At 39.9% G+C, this 17,472-nt stretch carries 17 protein-coding genes; 5 read left to right on the top strand and 12 right to left on the bottom strand.

The features are described from left to right. Positions 1 to 140 precede the first annotated feature (140 nt). The 3 genes from mraY (at position 141) to OFN67_RS02815 (ending at position 3,639) form a co-directional block, all read left to right on the top strand. Positions 141 to 1,202: a phospho-N-acetylmuramoyl-pentapeptide-transferase gene (gene mraY, locus OFN67_RS02805; RefSeq protein ID WP_270868090.1), complete on the top strand. Its 1,062-nt coding sequence runs from the start codon at positions 141 to 143 to the stop codon at positions 1,200 to 1,202. A 9-nt stretch (positions 1,203 to 1,211) separates the two neighbouring features. Beyond that, on the top strand, positions 1,212 to 2,432 hold the full coding sequence (gene murD, locus OFN67_RS02810) for a UDP-N-acetylmuramoyl-L-alanine--D-glutamate ligase (protein WP_270868091.1): 1,221 nt from the start codon (positions 1,212 to 1,214) through the stop codon (positions 2,430 to 2,432). Positions 2,433 to 2,868: 436 nt separating this feature from the next. After that, positions 2,869 to 3,639: a hypothetical protein gene (locus OFN67_RS02815; protein WP_270868092.1), complete on the top strand. Its 771-nt coding sequence runs from the start codon at positions 2,869 to 2,871 to the stop codon at positions 3,637 to 3,639. A gap of 112 nt (positions 3,640 to 3,751) precedes the next feature. Here OFN67_RS02815 and OFN67_RS02820 read toward each other — a convergent pair whose 3' ends face one another. Genes OFN67_RS02820 through OFN67_RS02845 form a run of 6 tightly spaced genes read right to left on the bottom strand, consistent with a single transcriptional unit; the run spans position 3,752 to position 9,416 of the window. Then, positions 3,752 to 5,137: a murein hydrolase activator EnvC family protein gene (locus tag OFN67_RS02820; RefSeq protein WP_270868093.1), complete on the bottom strand. Its 1,386-nt coding sequence runs from the start codon at positions 5,135 to 5,137 to the stop codon at positions 3,752 to 3,754. Continuing rightward, a complete protein-coding gene (locus tag OFN67_RS02825; protein WP_270868094.1) occupies positions 5,134 to 5,958 on the bottom strand; it encodes a hypothetical protein in 825 nt (274 codons plus the stop codon). Before OFN67_RS02825 ends, OFN67_RS02820 begins: the two co-directional genes overlap by 4 nt. Beyond that, a complete protein-coding gene (locus tag OFN67_RS02830; protein ID WP_270859346.1) occupies positions 5,939 to 6,625 on the bottom strand; it encodes a cell division ATP-binding protein FtsE in 687 nt (228 codons plus the stop codon). Before OFN67_RS02830 ends, OFN67_RS02825 begins: the two co-directional genes overlap by 20 nt. After that, positions 6,613 to 7,797, bottom strand: coding sequence for a tRNA (guanosine(46)-N7)-methyltransferase TrmB (gene trmB, locus OFN67_RS02835; protein WP_270868095.1), 1,185 nt, complete (start codon positions 7,795 to 7,797; stop codon positions 6,613 to 6,615). Before trmB ends, OFN67_RS02830 begins: the two co-directional genes overlap by 13 nt. 1 nt (position 7,798) lies before the next feature. After that, entirely contained in the window at positions 7,799 to 8,464 is a 666-nt protein-coding gene (locus OFN67_RS02840; RefSeq protein ID WP_270861959.1) for a hypothetical protein, read from the bottom strand. Further along, entirely contained in the window at positions 8,394 to 9,416 is a 1,023-nt protein-coding gene (locus OFN67_RS02845) for an RluA family pseudouridine synthase (protein ID WP_270868096.1), read from the bottom strand. Before OFN67_RS02845 ends, OFN67_RS02840 begins: the two co-directional genes overlap by 71 nt. 49 nt (positions 9,417 to 9,465) lie before the next feature. Here OFN67_RS02845 and OFN67_RS02850 point away from each other — a divergent pair, with 49 nt between their 5' ends. Next, positions 9,466 to 10,569, top strand: a complete 1,104-nt coding sequence (locus OFN67_RS02850; RefSeq protein ID WP_270861961.1) for an FtsW/RodA/SpoVE family cell cycle protein — start codon at positions 9,466 to 9,468, stop codon at positions 10,567 to 10,569. Between the two features lie 49 nt (positions 10,570 to 10,618). On the opposite strand, the gene OFN67_RS02855 is transcribed toward OFN67_RS02850, so the two are convergent. From OFN67_RS02855 to OFN67_RS02880, 6 genes are all read right to left on the bottom strand, one after another. Next, a complete protein-coding gene (locus OFN67_RS02855) occupies positions 10,619 to 12,700 on the bottom strand; it encodes an RNA degradosome polyphosphate kinase (protein WP_270868097.1) in 2,082 nt (693 codons plus the stop codon). Positions 12,701 to 12,776: 76 nt separating this feature from the next. Beyond that, the gene (locus tag OFN67_RS02860; protein ID WP_270861963.1) at positions 12,777 to 13,601 is read right to left on the bottom strand and encodes a YihY family inner membrane protein; all 825 of its coding nucleotides are present in this window, start codon (positions 13,599 to 13,601) and stop codon (positions 12,777 to 12,779) included. Between the two features lie 235 nt (positions 13,602 to 13,836). Continuing rightward, on the bottom strand, positions 13,837 to 14,379 hold the full coding sequence (gene hpf / locus OFN67_RS02865) for a ribosome hibernation-promoting factor, HPF/YfiA family (protein ID WP_270868099.1): 543 nt from the start codon (positions 14,377 to 14,379) through the stop codon (positions 13,837 to 13,839). Between the two features lie 17 nt (positions 14,380 to 14,396). Then, entirely contained in the window at positions 14,397 to 14,873 is a 477-nt protein-coding gene (locus tag OFN67_RS02870; protein ID WP_270868100.1) for a type II secretion system protein, read from the bottom strand. After that, positions 14,873 to 15,880, bottom strand: a complete 1,008-nt coding sequence (locus tag OFN67_RS02875) for a prepilin-type N-terminal cleavage/methylation domain-containing protein (RefSeq protein WP_270868101.1) — start codon at positions 15,878 to 15,880, stop codon at positions 14,873 to 14,875. Before OFN67_RS02875 ends, OFN67_RS02870 begins: the two co-directional genes overlap by 1 nt. Before the next feature lie 9 nt (positions 15,881 to 15,889). Then, complete coding sequence (locus OFN67_RS02880) at positions 15,890 to 16,630, bottom strand: type II secretion system protein (protein ID WP_270868102.1); 741 nt, start codon at positions 16,628 to 16,630, stop codon at positions 15,890 to 15,892. 189 nt (positions 16,631 to 16,819) lie between these two features. Between OFN67_RS02880 and OFN67_RS02885 the strand changes: the two genes are divergently transcribed. Next, the gene (locus OFN67_RS02885) at positions 16,820 to 17,467 is read left to right on the top strand and encodes an outer membrane protein assembly factor BamD (protein WP_270859336.1); all 648 of its coding nucleotides are present in this window, start codon (positions 16,820 to 16,822) and stop codon (positions 17,465 to 17,467) included. Positions 17,468 to 17,472 lie beyond the last annotated feature (5 nt).

Raw genomic sequence — 17,472 nt, forward strand, 5'->3', positions numbered from 1 at the left:
TCCTAAATTCAATGCGGACATTGAAATTTCGCATTATACTTTTTTTTAGCAAATATCACAAAATTTAAAATTTAAAAGCTAAATTTTACAAAGAAAGTATTAAAATAATCGGTTTTAAAATAAAATTTAAAAGGCAAATTTTGTTATATTATATCTACCAAATCACAAATATAAATTTCTTTCAATACACCACAGCGCGCGCTGGAATCGCGTTTTTCATAGCTTTTATTTTAAGCGTGTATCTAATGCCACGATTCATATCTTGGGCCAGAGCCAAAAACGCCTCCCAGCCTATCTACGACCTAGCCCCGCAAACGCACCAAAAAAAGTCCAAAACCCCCACAATGGGCGGACTTGTCTTTGTTTTCTCAGCGATTGTGGCGAGTGCTTTGTGCGTGAAATTTAGCATTTTCACAATCTGCGGTTTAATCACGCTAGCTGGGTTTTGCGCGATAGGATTTAAGGACGATTTGTCTAAAATTTTGGGTGCCTCTAACCACGCAGGGCTTAGCCCGCAAACCAAACTTTTGCTCCAAAATGCCCTAGCTTTGGGGATTTCATTTACGCTGTATATTTTCAGTCCGCTTGGTGGCGAGCTGTATTTGCCCTTTGTAAAAAACCACATAATAAATTTAGAATTTTTCGCCATTGTATTTTGGATGATAGTTTTCAGCGCAAGCTCAAACGCTGTAAATTTAACCGACGGCCTTGACGGGCTAGCCACAATTCCCTCTGTTTTTTCGCTAGCTAGCCTTGGTATTTTTGCGTATTTGTGCGGACACGCGATTTATGCGCAATACCTATTTTTGCCAAAAATCGCAGGTGTGGGCGAGCTAAGTATCATCATCGCAGCCCTTATCGGCGCACTTTTTGGGTTTTTGTGGTTTAATTGCTACCCAGCCGAAGTTTTCATGGGCGATAGCGGAAGCCTGAGCGTGGGGGCGTTTTTGGGATACTGCGCGATTGTGACAAAAAACGAATTTTTGCTAATTATAATCGGATTTGTCTTTGTAATGGAGACACTAAGCGTGATTTTGCAGGTGGGAAGCTTTAAAATGTTTAAAAGGCGAATTTTCCTTATGGCGCCTATTCATCACCATTTCGAGCTGAAAGGTTGGAGCGAAAATAAAATCATAATTCGCTTTTGGATAATCGCGCTAATGGCAAATTTAATCGCGCTAACTTCGATAAAACTAAGATAAGGAAAAAAAATGAAAAAATCACTCTTTGGACACGGCACCACTACAAAAGCATTAGCAAAAAGCGGTGGTTGGGATATTTATGATGATAATTTCAAAGCTGATGAAACTAAATTTGACGAATTTGGCAATGCGCTTTTGGCCCCTTGCCATTTTGACCCCGCAAAAAGCGAGCTAGAAATCCCAAGCCCAGGATTTCCCAAAGAGCATAATCTAGTAAAAACCGCTAAAAATTTAATCAGCGAGTATGATTATTTCGCAAATACTGCGCCTTTTAAAATTTGGATTAGCGGGACAAATGGCAAAACCACAACCACGCAGATGACACAGCACCTACTAGCCCGCCACGGCTCGCTTATGGGCGGAAATGTGGGCACGCCACTTGCGCTTTTGGACAAGAGTGCGAAAATTTGGATATTAGAGACTAGCTCATTTACGATTCACTACACACGCACCGCGCACCCTGGGATTTACGCACTTTTGCCAATCACGCCAGATCATCTTAGCTGGCATGGCAGTTTCGCTGAATACGAGCGCGTCAAACTCTCGCCACTTCTAGCTATGAGCGAGGGCTCAGTAGCGCTAATCCCAGCCGTGTATGCCAGTAGCGAGGCTGTGAAAAACTCGCGCGCAAGGGTGATTTGCTACGAAGACGAAAATGATTTGGCAGCTAAATTTGAAATCGAAATTGAAAAAATTTCATTTAAAACGCCGTTTTTGCTAGACGCACTTCTTGCGCTTTGTATCGAAAAAATCCTAACCGATAAAGCTAGTGTGGAGCTTTTGAACGAATTTGTAATCGAGGCAAACAAACTAGAAGAATTTTTTGATGTAAAAAATCGCATGTGGGTAAATGACACAAAAGCCACAAATATCGATGCTTGCGCGCAAGCTCTTAAACGCTACAAGGACAAAAAAATACACCTGATTTTGGGTGGCGATGATAAGGGCGTGGATTTGGAGCCACTATTTGTGAGTTTTGCGCCGTATGATTTGCAAATTTATGCGATTGGCTCAAACACCGATAAACTCGTAAATTTATGCGAAAAATTTAAAATTCCGTGCATTAGGTGCGAATTTTTGAAAAACGCAGTCGCCAAAATAGATGAAAATTTCTCTGATGCGGGCGAAGTCGCGCTCCTAAGCCCAGCCTGCGCTAGCCTAGATCAGTTCAAAAGCTACGCCCAGAGGGGAAATTTATTCAAAGAGTGCGTGGCAAATTTAGCCCTTTAAACACTGCGCCGAAATTTTTGCAAATTTAGAAATTTTAAATTTCTTACTCGTAGATTGCTTCGTCGCTTCACGCCTCGCAATGACAAATTATTAGGCAAAATTTACGCCGGGTTTGTCATTGCGAGAATTTTGCGTTAGCAAAATTCGTGGCAATCTACGACTTTAAAATTTAAATTTTGCAAATTTGCTGTCATTGCGAGCGAGTGCAACGAACGAAACAATCCAGTAAAATTTAGAGAAAATTTAAAATTCAACAAAATTCATTTGTGGATTAAAATTTATCGGAATTTCTCTGGATTGCTTCGAGTTTTTCAAACTCTCGCAATGACAACGAAATTTACAAAATCATAAATTTAAAAACAGAACTTCGTATCGTGGCTAAACGATACGACCTGAATTTAAATTTGCAAAGAAATTTTTATAAAAGGAAATAAAAGTGAAAAATTTATTTAAAAAATTGTTCGATACCAAATTTAAAAAAATAAGTTGGTTTGTTGCAATTATAACGATTATTTTATGTCTTGGTTTTATTAGAACTGTGCCGAATTATTCTAAAAAATACGGCTTTGAAATAGTAAGCAAAGAAAATTATAGAAAATACCAACAAGGTTATTGTTTGAGTGAAAAAAAATATTTAAGAAATTTAAATATCTCGGATATACACAAAGCAATTTGGCAATTTTTAGATGAAAATTTAAAAGAAGAAATACTATATAACAAACTAATCTGCGAACAAGATAGTCAAGGTTGCTATAAAGACGAAATAGGATATTACGAAATAGAAAATATTACATTAGAGAATTGGTATGAAGCGTTTTATAAAGAATTTAAAAAAGGTAAGAGAATTGATGATATTGTTAAAAATATGAAATTACAAAAAGTAAATCCGAAAGATTATTTAATTATTGACGAAATTACTAACACTGCTGGTTTTAGTAAGCCAATAATATTTAAAAAAAGATACACAAGCATATTATTAGACTATGATTTTTTTTACGATAGACATCAACATATTATCATGCTTAATCATATTAAAACTGGTGATAATATTGAAATGTATAAAAAACAATACTATTTTGGCAGAGAGATACAAATATATCCAAAACCAATAAAATTTGATAATTGTGGAAATATAGATTACGACGCAGAAAAACAGGCAAAAGAAGATGCAAAAAGATATTTTGATTTTGTAAAAAATGGCGGATAAGTATAAGAAATTCAATTTTTAATAAAAAATTTTAACACAGCTTTATTTTTTGTTACAGCTTCGATTTTTTATAAAATTCTTGCAATGCCAAATTTAGACATTGCAAGAAAATTTATTTAAGCGAAATCAAATCCAGTGGGTTTATGTGGTAGTTTTGTTGCGTTACTTCAAATGTTAGATCCGAGCTAATTCTGCCGATTGTGTAGCCCTTTTTGACCGAAGAGCCCACGCGCACAGTGTTTGGGATCTGATTTAAATGCGCATAAATCGTGTGGATTCCGCCCGTATGCTCGATGATGACGACCTTATCTAGCACGGCTGTTTCTTTGGCGAATACGACCTTGCCAGCTAGCACCGCTTTTACCTGCGTGTCGCCACTTTTCGAGCCTAGCACGATATTTTCGTTAAAAAGCTTGATATTATAAACAGGATCGCTGTAATTGCCAAATTTACGCTTCACATACGCCCCGTCAAGCGGCGCAGAGGTTTTCGCGCCGGTGTATTTTTTCACGCGAGAGGATTGGTAGCTAGACCCGTATTGTTTGACCTTGGTGTTGATTTTGCTAACTCTCTCATCAGCTGGCTCGCTAGGCTCTGATTCAGGTTCAGGCTCAAATTTAGGCGCAGGCGGAGCTTCTTTGCCAGCTTTTTTGGCGGCAGCTTTTTGCTTTTCATACTCTTTTTTCTTGGCTTCAAGCTCTTTTTGTTTGGCTTCTTTTTCTTTTTTCTTTTGCGCTTCTAGTTTGGCTATGCGTTCCTTTTCCGCTTTTTCAGCCTTTTCGCGCTCCTCTTTATCATCAATGATTTTAAGCTCAGCCAAGGTTTTTGCAATCGCGTCTTGCTCGGCGTTTAGCTTTTCGAGCTGGGCGATATAGCTATCTTTGTTTTTTTGCAGGCTAGCTACTTTTTCTTTTTGTGCGTTTTGCTTTTCGCTCAAATTTATCTTTTTTTGGCTGTAACTTTCCATATTTTCGTTGATTTGAGCGATTTTTTTGTTTTGTTCGTCGATGAAATTTTTATTATTTTCATAATCCTTCATTAGCTTATTTAGCTCGCTATTCATCACGCTCTCTAATCCACCCAAAACCTCGCTAGCCACGATAGAATCAGGCGTAACGCTGGAATTTGTGTCGCTGATGAGATCAAATGAGAGCTCTTGGGAGATGATTTGGACGATTTTATTTTCTAGCTCGCTTTGCACGCTAAGCAAGGTTGCGTTTTGCTTTTTGAGATTTTCTAGCTCTTGCTCTTCGTTTGCGTATTTTTCTTTTAGCTCCTCGATATTTTGGCTAAGCTCTTTTATCTCATTTTCACGCTTTTTAAAATCGTTTTGTTCTTGCACGATTAAATCAGCGATTTCATCGATTTTTTTAGACAGCCTCATCTCCTCTTGTTTAGAGGTTTTTAGCTCTTTGTTGCTTTGGGCGATTTTTTCCTTCGTAGTCGGTGCGCCGTATGCGAAAAACGCAAGCGCGCACAGTATCATCAAACGCTTCATTGTGATTTTTTACCACTTACTTCTAGCATTACAAATGTAACTGCGATAACTGTCAGCCCCACAGCGATACCAAACAAAATGAGCGGTTCATACGGCAAAACAATCGTCTCACTTAAATTTGTGATTTGACTCACGGTTTGCATGAAAATCGGCCAATTTGGAAGCGCTAGATAAAACGCCACCACAATTAGCGTAGCTAGCACGCTATCGGCTAGTGCCATGCGGTATAGCCTGCCACTTTTTATCATAAAACTAGCGCCGAATAGCTCCATAATCTCGATTCGCTCTTTGTGTTCATAGACCCAAATTCGCATTTGGCGATGAATTAGCATAAGGCCTAAAACCACGATTAAAAGCGCAAATCCATAAACCAAACTTTTAATTAGTAGCAAAATTTTAAAAATATCATCGTGGGTTTTTTTGAAAATTTCAACCCTGCTAAGCGAACCCATGCTTTTTAGCGCGCTTTCTATGTCCTCTAAACGCGCGCTGTCTGGGAAGTTTTCGAGCTTAATGCTGTAAAATTTAGGCAAATTTTTGCTAAGCTCGCCAAAGGCTGCTTCTGAAATTTTACCCTTTAATCTATCTGTGATATTATCAGCTGGGATTTCGATGATTTGGCTGATATCGCTGACCTTATCTTGCACCTCTTCTAGGCTTAGCGCCTTTTTTGAGACAAGGACGATGTTGTATTCGTTTTGGATAGATTTTTCGTAACTTTTGGCTAAATTATTTACAAAAATTCCAAACTGCACCGAAAACAAAAGCGCCACAAGCGAAAAAATAACCCCAAAATGCGTTTTAATCGATCTCAGTGACATGGGAGTCCTTTATCTCGAAATGTCTATGCGCAAAACGCAAAGTGCTAGGCATTTTGTGCGTTACGATAACCACACAAGCGTTCCACGCCTCGCAAGCTGAGCGCAATAAATTCCAAATAATATCGCTTGAATAATCGTCCAAGTTTCCAGTAGGCTCGTCGCAAAGTAGCAAGCGCGGATTGTGCGCCATAGCGCGCGCTAGGGCGACGCGTTGCTGTTCGCCACCGCTTAGTTCTAGCGGGTATTTGCCCATTTTGTGTCCAAGCTCGATATGGCGGAGCAGTTTTTTGGCCTGATCTTGGCAAACTTGCTCGTTATAGCCCATTATCATCAGCGGTAGCATGATATTTCGCTCGATCGTCCATTCATTAATCAGCCTATAATCTTGAAAAATTATGCCGATTCTTTGGCGCAGTGTGCGCAAATCGCTACGACTAATGCCGTTTAAATCGCACAGACAAACATTAAGTTCGCCGCTTTTGATATCCATATCGCCGTAAAATGACTTCAAAAGCGTGCTTTTGCCGCTTCCGCTTTTACCAGTAATTACGACAAAATCCCTTGCGCCTATGCCAAAACTAGCATTTTTTATGACCTCACCGCTATCATATCCCAGTGTAAGCCCCTCGGCGGTGATTATGTTATTATCAGCTCCTATGCCTGCCATAACTCAAAAATCTCCATTATTTTTTTGTGTGCTTTGTAATTTTCGCTTGTGGCTAGCGGAGTTTTTAAAAAATACTCCGTCTTTGCCCCGATGCGAATAAAGCATTGTTGCGGGAAGTCAAACGCCCCAAACGAGGTCAAAATCAAAACCTCATCGCTATCATCAAATTTATAAATTCTCTCAAAATGGACAAAATATCCCTCGCCTTTGATAGTCAAATTTTTGAAATTTGCCTCTATTTTTTGCGGGTTAAAATTTGAAAAATTCATATCAAATTTCGCCGGTTCTTCGCCGTTTTCATCGCTATTAGTAAAAATCAAATCAAAGATATTTTTATCCATTTTGCGCCAGCGATCCTCGTATTTCGAGCTAACGCTTAAATCTCTGTTTTTAAAGTGCTCTATCACGCCACGCCCTGCATTTTGCGCTACGCCAAATTTATCCAGCGCATATTCAAAATACATATCGCTATCTGTGCGAAGCTCGAATTTCGCCCCTTTTTTGAGAGTTCGCACGCATTGATGAACAAACTCATTGCTAATGACTCTGCGGTGCGGGGCATCGTCCCAAGGAACAGGAAAGTGCAAAAATATGCGAGAGAGCAAATTCGCTGGCATTAGCGAGAGCAAAATTCGCGCGTCAGTGTTTATCAAAGCGACATTTTCCAAACCCTCTTTAATCGCTAGTTTTGCGACCTGCTCGATACTAGGCTTGTAAATTTCGATTCCAATTACTAGCGTTTGCGGATTTGTGCGAGCCTGATATAGCAGATGTCTGCCCGAACCAAAGCCGATTTCGACGAAAATTTGGCTAAATTTCGTGGTTTTGAGTAAATTTAGCATTTCATCTTCATCTAACACGAGCGGAGTTTTTTGGGTTAGGGATTTGCTTTTAAAGGCAAATGCGCTAAAAATCACGCCGCTTGCGAATTCTCTCTCGTAAATTTCAAGTGCGCGTTGCAAAATACCAATTTTGGCTGGTTTGGTGGTTTTTTCGCCTTTGACTACGACTTTGTCTTTGGCGTATTTGAGAGTGACGAAAAATTCGTTATCAAAGCACCTTGTGCGCACGAGAGTGCAACTCTCATCACTAGCAGACTCCAAAAGCTCCACGCCCTCCTTGCTAAATGGAAGGCGCGGTAGTTCTACGCTTTTTGCAATAAAATTTGGCAATTTATTCCGCCATTTGACTTACTTGGATTGGTGCGCTTGGGATTGAGAGCATGCCTGTTTGCGATTTTGCGATTATGCGGTATTCGTATCCTGCGGTGTAATTTACATAATCAATATACTCTGCGCTAAGTCTGCCCGCGATATCTTTAACGCCACTCCACGAATCAGCGCCTTTTACCCTGCGCTCGATAGTGTAGCTTGCCACGCGCAAATCAGGGTGCGGACGCCAGATAATTTTCACGCGATCTGGCAGTGCGTAAGCCTGCGCAAACGGCACAGAATCAATCGTCTTTGTCGTGCTTACAATCGCAGCAGGCGAGCTCTCTCCCACGCCATTTATGCCATAAGCGCGCACGGTGTATTTATACGATGTGTTTGGCTCCAAGCGAGTATCGGCAAAGTGCGTAGTGTATGGATCGGCTAGGGTTGCGATTTTTTTGGCTTCGCCACCGCCCATATCAGCGCGATAAACCACAAATCCTAAAAGGTTAGGATATGAGCCGTAATTTGGCCACTCTAAGCCGATTTCGTTCGTGCCAGAGATACTTTTAATCCCCTCGACGCGTGGCAAGCTTGCATCATTTCCGCCCGGCACACTATGAGAGGAGCAACCAGCCGCTAGTATCGCTAAACTCGCGCAAAATGCTACTTGGTAAAATTTTTTCATAAATTTCATCCTTTTTATCGTGATTTTGTATCAAATTCTCAAACTCCACCGGCAAAGGCGCCGTAATCTGCATACGCTCGCCACTTCGTGGGTGCGTGAAATACAGCACATAAGCGTGAAGTAAAATTCTTGCTATTTTATCTTTTTCGCTCTTAAATCCGTATAAATAATCGCCGATAATATGGCGATTAATCGAGCTCAAATGCACGCGGATTTGGTGCGTGCGCCCAGTAAAAAGCTTGGCTGCGATTAGGTTGATTTTGCCAAATTTGTCGCTGCCGCTCTGGCTAAATTTCGCCTGCCCCCAATCATCGCTAAAAATCGTATAAAACGCGCTTTTTGCCTCGCGTCCGCCCGGAATTATCGCCTTTTTTAGGCGGTTGTTTGGGTTGCGATCAATCGGGCGATCTATCACGCAAGGCTCTTTTAGGGGCAAATCTGTTAAAGCTAAATAAATTCGCCCCATGCTTTTGTCGCTTAATTGCGCGCTTAGAGCTTGGTGAGTGGCGTTGTTTTTAGCCACGACCAAAGCCCCGCTAGTGCCCTTATCTAGGCGATGAACGATACCTGCGCGGATTTGACCATTTATCGTGGAGAGCATGAAGCCTTTTTGGCGTAGCCACTCTACAATCGTGGCTTCTTTGACGCTTGGGGCTGGATGAACGACCACGCCAGCGGGCTTATTTAGCACTAGCAAATCATCATCTTCGTATAAAATTTCAATCTCGCCCTCAAAGCTAAATTTCGCCTCATCGCTATGAGTAGGCGCAGGGTAATTTACACAAATTTCATCTCCCAAATTTAGCTTTTGCGATGATTTGGTTATGATTTTTTGGTTTATAAAAACACTGCCTGATTTGATTAAATTCGAAATTTGATTGCGCGAAATGCCCAATTTTTCGCTTAAAAAAACATCGATTCTCGCCACGCAATCTGCTGTAAAATTATCCAAATTTATACCTTTTTTTGTTATTATCGCCCAAAATTTATTAGGACTTACTTTGAAATTTGACAAAAAGATTTTATCATATTTTGATTATATTCAACCTTTGCTGATTTTGCCGATTATTATTTTTTCATACCTTTTAATCAGCGAGGCAAACACCACACTTGGCAACAAACAGCTTGTTTATTTTGGGGTTGGTTTTGTTGTTTTTATGGTCTTTTTTTTGTTTCCAATTCGCAAATTTTTGTATTTGATTCCGCTGTTTTACTGGGTAAATATCGCCCTGCTTTTAAGCGTGGAATTTTTCGGCATTAGCAAGCTTGGCGCGAAGCGTTGGTTGGAGCTGCCGTTCGTGCATTTTACCCTGCAACCAAGCGAGATTATGAAACCAGCGTGCATGCTAATGCTAATGTATCTAATCCACAAAAATCCGCCACCGCCCGAGGGTTATGGCGTGAAGGATTTCGCTAAATTTAGCTTTTATATACTTTTGCCATTTGCGCTAATCGCCAAAGAACCAGACCTCGGAACCGCGCTAATTCTTTTTTTAATGGGATTTGCGACGCTTTTTATCATCGGCGTGAATAAAAAAATTTGGATTGCGCTGGTGCTAGCTTTTAGCGTTAGCTCGCCCGTGCTTTATAACAACCTGCACGATTATCAAAAAAAGCGCATTACGGATTTTTTGAGCGAAGAGCACAACTATCAGGTCAAACAAGCCGTCATCGCTATCGGAAATGGCGGAATTTACGGCAAAAATTTAGAAGAAGCTACCCAAACTCACTTTAAATTTTTGCCAATTGCCACGAGCGATTTTATCTTTGCCTATATGGTCGAGCGCTTCGGATTTGTCGGCGCACTCGCGCTCATCGGCTTTTACGCGCTTTTAATCATGCACCTGCTTAGCCTAAATTACGACTTTGGCAGCGATTATCTCATACGGGTTTTTACCTCGGCTCTGGCGACGCTGATTTTTATCTACGCTGGGGTTAATATCTCCATGGTCATCGGATTTGCCCCTGTCGTGGGCGTGCCGCTGCCGTTTTTTAGCTATGGTGGAAGTAGTTTTATCACATTTATGATTTTGTTTGGAATTTTGCAAAATTTGCTGACTTTTAGAAACAAAGACAATTACAAAACGATAAGTATCAGGCTGTGAATTTTGAAATTTGGGCTAAATTTAGCGTGTAAATTTAGCCCAGATAAATTTAACTCTCTTTTAGAAGTTTCGTCGCTAAAATCGCGCCGTCATCGTGTTTGCGTGCAGATTTGTAAATTTTGTTAAAGAAAATTTCCAAATACTCATGGTTATTAATGCGCTCTGCTTCGTTTGCCACGCTAATTGCGCTATATTCGCCGTCGCTTCCAAGCTCGTAAGCAAGCTCGGTATCGCTAAGCTGTAATTTCAAAATTTCTTTTAATTTATTTTGCAAAGCCTCGCTATAAATCGGCGTCATAAGCTCGAGTCTTCGCTCTAAATTTCGTGGCATCCAATCCGCGCTTGCGATATATAGGCATGGTTCTGCGTGTTTGAAATAAAAAATCCTTGCGTGTTCTAGGTATTTGCCGATGATTGAGCGGACTTTGATATTTTCACTTAGTCCCGCCACACCTGGGCGCAAACAGCAAATTCCACGGATTATGAGATCGATCTTAACCCCAGCTTGGCTCGCTTTGTAAAGCGCCTTTATCATATCGCTATCGACGAGGGCGTTCATTTTAGCGATGATTCTGCCGTCACTTCCCTTGCTCTCTTCGACCTTGATCATCTTTAAAATTCTCTCTTTTATCTGCATTGGCGACATTGAAAGGTTACCTAATTTGCGGTTTTTGTTATAACCTGAGAGTATGTGGAAAAAATTTGTCGTATCCTTATCAAAAGTATCCCCACAAGTAAAAAAGCTCACATCGGTGTAGATTTTCGCACTGCTTCCGTTGTAATTGCCCGTGCCTAGGTGGATATAAAATTTAAGCTTGCCGTCTTCTTTTTTGATGATTTGAGTGACTTTTGCATGGACCTTAAAACCTGCGATTCCATAAATCACATGCGCGCCAGCGTCTTCTAGTGCCTTTGCCCAGTGCAGGTTGTTTTCCTCATCAAACCTAGCTTTTAACTCGACCATTACGGTTACTTGTTTGCCATCGCTTGCAGCCTCGATTAGGCTTTGGACGATTGGCGAGTTTTTCTCCACGCGGTATAGCGTCATACGGATTGAGATAACTTTGGGGTCTTTGCTAGCTTCTTTGATGAGTTTTTGAACTGGATCGAAGCTCTCATAAGGGTGAAAAATCAAAATATCATCTTTTTCCATTGCACTCATTACTGAGGTGTTTTCGTTAAAGGGAGGCAGTGTTTTTGGCAGATACTGTGGGTGGGCTAGATAGGAAAAATCCTTGTTGCCAGCTATCTCCCAAAGCCCGTCAAGTGTGAGCGGGATCGAGCACTCGAAAATGTCTTTGTAGAAAATTTTAAGATGTTCGTTTAAGAAATTTAGCAAATCAGGGTCTGCGTTTTTGGCGATTTGAAGTCGCACGAAAGCCCCTTTGCGGCGCAGTTTAAGACCGGCTTCGAGTATCATCATAAAATCATCTGCTTCCTCTTCTTCGATTACGATATCAGCGTTTCTTGTAACCCTAAACGCAGCCGAGCTGATTAGCTTATAGCCAGGGAAAATCTCCTCGGCGTGGCGATTTACGATTGAATCAATCGTTACATAGGTGTTTTTTGCGACCTGCACAAATCTAGGAAGCACGCGTGGGATCCTAATCATACCAAAATGAATAGCCTCTGGCGCATTTGCGTCGCAGAGTTTGACTGCAATCGAAAAGCTAAGGTTGTTTAGGTGCGGAAACGGGTGCGTCGCATCTACGGCGATTGGGATAATTACTGGCATGATTTGGTTGAAGAAAAACTCATCGGCACTTAGCTTTAAATCAGGGGTTAGCTCGTCGTAGTTTTTGATAAAAAGGCCATTTTTGCTAAGCTCCTCTTTGATAGCGATATAGTGCGCTTCTAGCTCGTTTTGCTCGTGTTTGAGATATGAGCGGATCTCGCGCAACTGCTCTAATGGCGTCATCTCATCATCACCGCTAGCTGTTACGCCAGCTGTGAAAAGCTGTTTAAGCCCAGCCACACGAATCATATAAAACTCATCTAAATTTGTGCTATAAATCGCTACAAATTTCAATTTTTCAATCGGCGGAATTTGCTTTTGACACTGAGTTAAAACGCGCGAATTAAAGCGAAGCCAACTCAACTCTCTATTTAAAAATTTGCTTTGTTGCTCCATTTTATTTCCTTTTTTTTGGATTAAAAATTTTAAGATTATAACTCAAAAAAGATTAAAATGTGTTTTTTAATGAAATTTAATTGCGCTTTAAATTTTTAAAGCAATTATCCAAATAAACGCAAAATTTCACGCCATTTAGATAAAAAATCCAGCTTATGTAAATCCACAAAAAGAAAAACAGCGCCACCGAAAACGAACCATAAATGCTAAGATAGGTTTTGTTATAAAACACATACTGCGCGAAAATAATCTTAGAAATCCACCATAATGTGGAGGCTACGAGAGAGGATATAAGCACGGCTTTGGGACGAATTTCGCGGTTTATCGCCGTAGCGTAAGTGATAGCAAAAATAGCCCAAATGATAACAAATGGCAAAACCGAGAGCAAATTTATCCACCTAGAAAATTCGGTTTTATCGAGTAAATTTTGAAGTTCTGAGCTGATGAAAAACGACGCGCCAAGCCCTACGGGAGCCAGTGTCATAAGCGTCCAATATGTGCTAAGGCCTTTGAAAAAACCGCGCTTTGGCGAGTGCGAAATCTGCGCGATAATCTCCTCAAAATCATCAAAAAACAAAATCGAAGTTACAAGCACCGCCAAAAATCCCAGTGCGCCAAGGCTTAGGCCGTTTGCCATAAACTCTTCCAAATACGGAATCAGGCTTTCTTGGTTGGCTGGAAGCAGGTTTGAGAAGATAAATGCCTTGATTTTGGCGTAATAATCGTGAAAACTAGGCAGCTGCATAAATACGCTCAAAGATACCATAAGCACAGGGAGCAATGCCAAAATCGTGTGAAAACTAAGCGACGAGGCGTAGTGCATGAGGTGCGGATCGTAAATCTTGCGCCAGGATTTGATAAAAATTTTAAATTCGTCCAAAAATATCTTTAAATTTTTCATTTCGCAATTTTAGCTAAAATTTTAAAAATTTGGGTAAAAATGAAATTTAGAAAGGTTAAATTTGGCAAAATTTGAAATTCTTTAAATTTGTGGAATTTATAAATTTTGATTTTTGAATTCGTGGTTTTCCGCATTTATTTAGCGGTTTGCAATGGCAAATTTTGCAAAAATTTGCCATAAAAAACGGACAGGCGAACCTGTCCGTGAAATTTGGCAAAATTTAGAAAATCAAATCCTAGAATAATCCAAATTTGCCGTCTTTGCGTTTGTATAAAACACGCATTTTAGCGTCCATATCGTTGAAAACTAGGAATTGATCGGTGCTTTCTTTTAATTTATTTAGCGCCTCGTCGATTTCTAGCGGTTTGTAAAGATCTAACTCTGTTGGGACGATTTCATCGACATTATCGTCTAAATTCGGCTCGCTAGCCTTGATGATTTCATCTACTGCGTTTTGTTTCATATCATCGCGGTTTTTGTGCGAATTTACCTTGTCGTGGTAGCGACGAAGCACTTTTGCAAGGCGATTTGTTGCGTTATCTACCGCTGCGTATAGGTCTTTGTCTTTTTCGCGCACGACAATTGTGTCTTGGTGAGCTAAATTTAGCGAAAAATCCACGACGAAGCCCTTGCGACCTTGTTTTTCATCTGCTGATATGACAGCGCGACCTGATATAATGTCAAGGTTGTATTTTTTTAGACTATCAAACGCTTGTGTGATATAATCCTTAATAGCGTCTGTTAGTTCAAACTGTTTTCCTACTATACTTAAATTCATTCTTTCCTCCATTGAAATTAAGGTTTTTGTATTGTTCTTCTATGGTATCTGATTCGCGGTGAATCAAGAGCCGGTGTCGAAGTAACGACAACATCAATAATGGCTGCGTGGCTAGTTACAGCATTCCCAGTCGTCTTGCTAAATGCAGTTGTTGATGCCCTGTTGCACCTAGCAGGCATATTTGCATCCAAGTAACTAATTGTAACATTTATATCAAAAAGAGATTCGTTACGACTCGGATAAGTAATATCAATTTGATTTAGACACTCTGCATTGTCAGTAGTTGTGGTTGGATACACATGTTGTTGCATAGCCAAAACAGCATACTCTGTCGCACTTTGCGCTAAAAGCACAGCCTGCTCGCGGTTGTGAGCATTATTTGTATCGCGGGCTGTCATCGTAGCGATAGAAAGCGCAGTAATAGCCGTAGTGGCAACTAAAACGATAAAAAATATTGCGGCTATCAAGCCAAAAGCTCTTCTCATCTTTTTCATTAGTACACCACCTGAGATTTACACATAATCATATCTAATTGATTAGGGTCAAAATTTCTACCATTATCTCTCATACATAGTTTCATTTCGACAGCACCATTATCATCTCTAAATCTAAACATAAACACATCTTCTGCTAACAAAACTTTTTGTGTTGTTGCGTCACTATATCTTTCACCTGCCCATGGTCTATAATTGTAAGCCAAGGTAAGATTAAAATTTTTACCAGCTTTACCTCCATAATTAACCACTTGTGTTCCAGTAGGATAAATAGCATATGCTGAATGCGCCAAATAGTATTGATCTGAGAACTCTCGAACAGTAGCGCCAACATTGTCCAAACGAGTTGGATAATTTGTGATAGTCAAATTCTCATCATCATTGTTGCCTACTGTTGCACTAGCTACATAAACTCTATCGCTATTATTGCCTGTGCCGTTGTATCCATACGCACCATCGATATTCACACCATCATAGTCATTAGCCAAATAAGTAAATATAATAACAAAATCATTATATCTACCTGTTGCGCAATTAGATTTATTAACACATGTCAATTTATCAATTATATTACTCACACTATTCAAACTACTACCCTGAGAAAGTATAGAATTTGCCTTATTATCCGCGTCATTAAAAGGATTTGGGATAGAGCTCATATCCACAAAACCACTCCAACCAGGATTTGAATTATTTATATTCTTAGTTTCTATACTTTGACCAATCCACTCGATAATATCGTGATCTTTACTAATACCAGCAAGATTGATAAAATCCGTTATAGGCTTACCCGCTTCTCTACCGATTACACTTCCATAAATACGATATTCCAATCGATTTGATATTAAAGTAATCGCGTTTTGCGTCCTTGATTCTAACTGATTTAGCGCACGGGTATGCAAGTATGATTTATATATTTGAGAATACAAATCGGCACCAAACATAGAGATTATACCCAAAATCACTATGACCATTACTAATTCTATTAAAGTAAAACCCTTTTTCATGTCATATTCCTAATACTGTTGCTTATCTATTTTCATAGAACCAGAGCCTATATTAAAACCATAATATCTAAGCGCAACGCTAGCTCCTGGATCATCTTCATTTGTCGCAATAACATTTACCATTTTAACATTTGTAGGAGTTCCATTCGCAGGAGTAGTGCCAAAATTAGCTACCAAAGTAGAACTATTATTATAATTTCCAACTACTAATGGATCAGCTACATAATCTACACTAACAACAGTTTCTGTATTAAGAACAAAATCGCCTGTAACCAAATCTGAACTTTTTATCTTATGTTTAAAACCTTGATAATCATCTAAATCCCAATAAGGTTGATTTGCGCTAATAGATTTATCTTTTCCTGCGTATCGAATAGAACCAACCCCTATGCCAAAATTCCCATACGGTGTCGGACCCACATCGCTAATACTATCTTTTTTATCCTTGCCTTCCGAATCCAAAATCCCGACTCTACTTTCTTTTGTCGCACCAGCAGCTATATTCACACTATGAATAACATTAGCATTTGAACAACCGCCAGTACAACCAGCAGAAGTACTATATGCACTATCCCACTTCGCCGGCTGGATACGGCTCATCATAGATTTAGCATTATAAACAAGCTCCTGTTGCACGGCAAACATATTTAAATTTACCGTCTGAGCGACTATACGCGGTATGGCCATTGTAGTAATAGCCAAGATTACGATGGTAAAGACCAACTCGATCAGAGTGAAACCCTTTTTCATCTCGCCTTCCTTAAATTTTACTCATGGATACTCAATATCCACTGCTAGACGCATAATTATACAACGCAAAACCTTAAATTTGCTATTTTTACGCATACAAAATGAAATTTTTAAAATTTGAGTGAAATTTTGGTGTATATTTACCTAAATATTATAGAATTGCGGGTTAAAATTTCACAAGGAAAAAATATGCAAAATTTAATCAAATTTCTACTTTGTGCCTTGTTTGTCGCATTTATCGGCGGTTGTAGCTCGAAGGGCGATGGCACACTTTTTAACCTCAGCCAAGAAGCATGGTATGCGCAAATCCTAGACGATTTAAACTCGCTTTCATACGATGATGCCGAGACGCACTACACGAGCTTTGCTAGCGAGCACATCGCTTCACCACTTTTGGAAGAAATGACGCTGATTATGGCGCAAGCCTTCGTCGATGACGAAAATTACGAAAAAGCAAACAAATATCTAGACGAATACATCCGCAGATACGGCACCGCGAGAAAAATCGAGTATGCAAGATACCTAAAAATCAGAGCAAATTTCGACTCATTTTCGCGCCCAGGTCGCAATCAGCGATTAATGCTAAATAGCATAGATGAAATTCGCAAATTTATCATCGAATACCCTCAAAGCCAGTATAGACCGCTATTAGAGACCATGATGACCAAACTTCGCCTAGCCGAACACCAGCTCAATAAAGACATAAAAGACCTTTACGAACGCACTGGCAAGGACGAATCAGCTAAAATTTACGAAAGCAGAATCGAAAATTCGCCGATGAACAGCACCGAGATTATCAAACCGCAATCCCCATGGTATCGCGCGATATTTGAGTAGGAAAT

Source organism: Campylobacter sp. JMF_11 EL3 (assembly GCF_027736965.1).
In the GTDB taxonomy this organism is placed as follows: domain Bacteria; phylum Campylobacterota; class Campylobacteria; order Campylobacterales; family Campylobacteraceae; genus Campylobacter_B.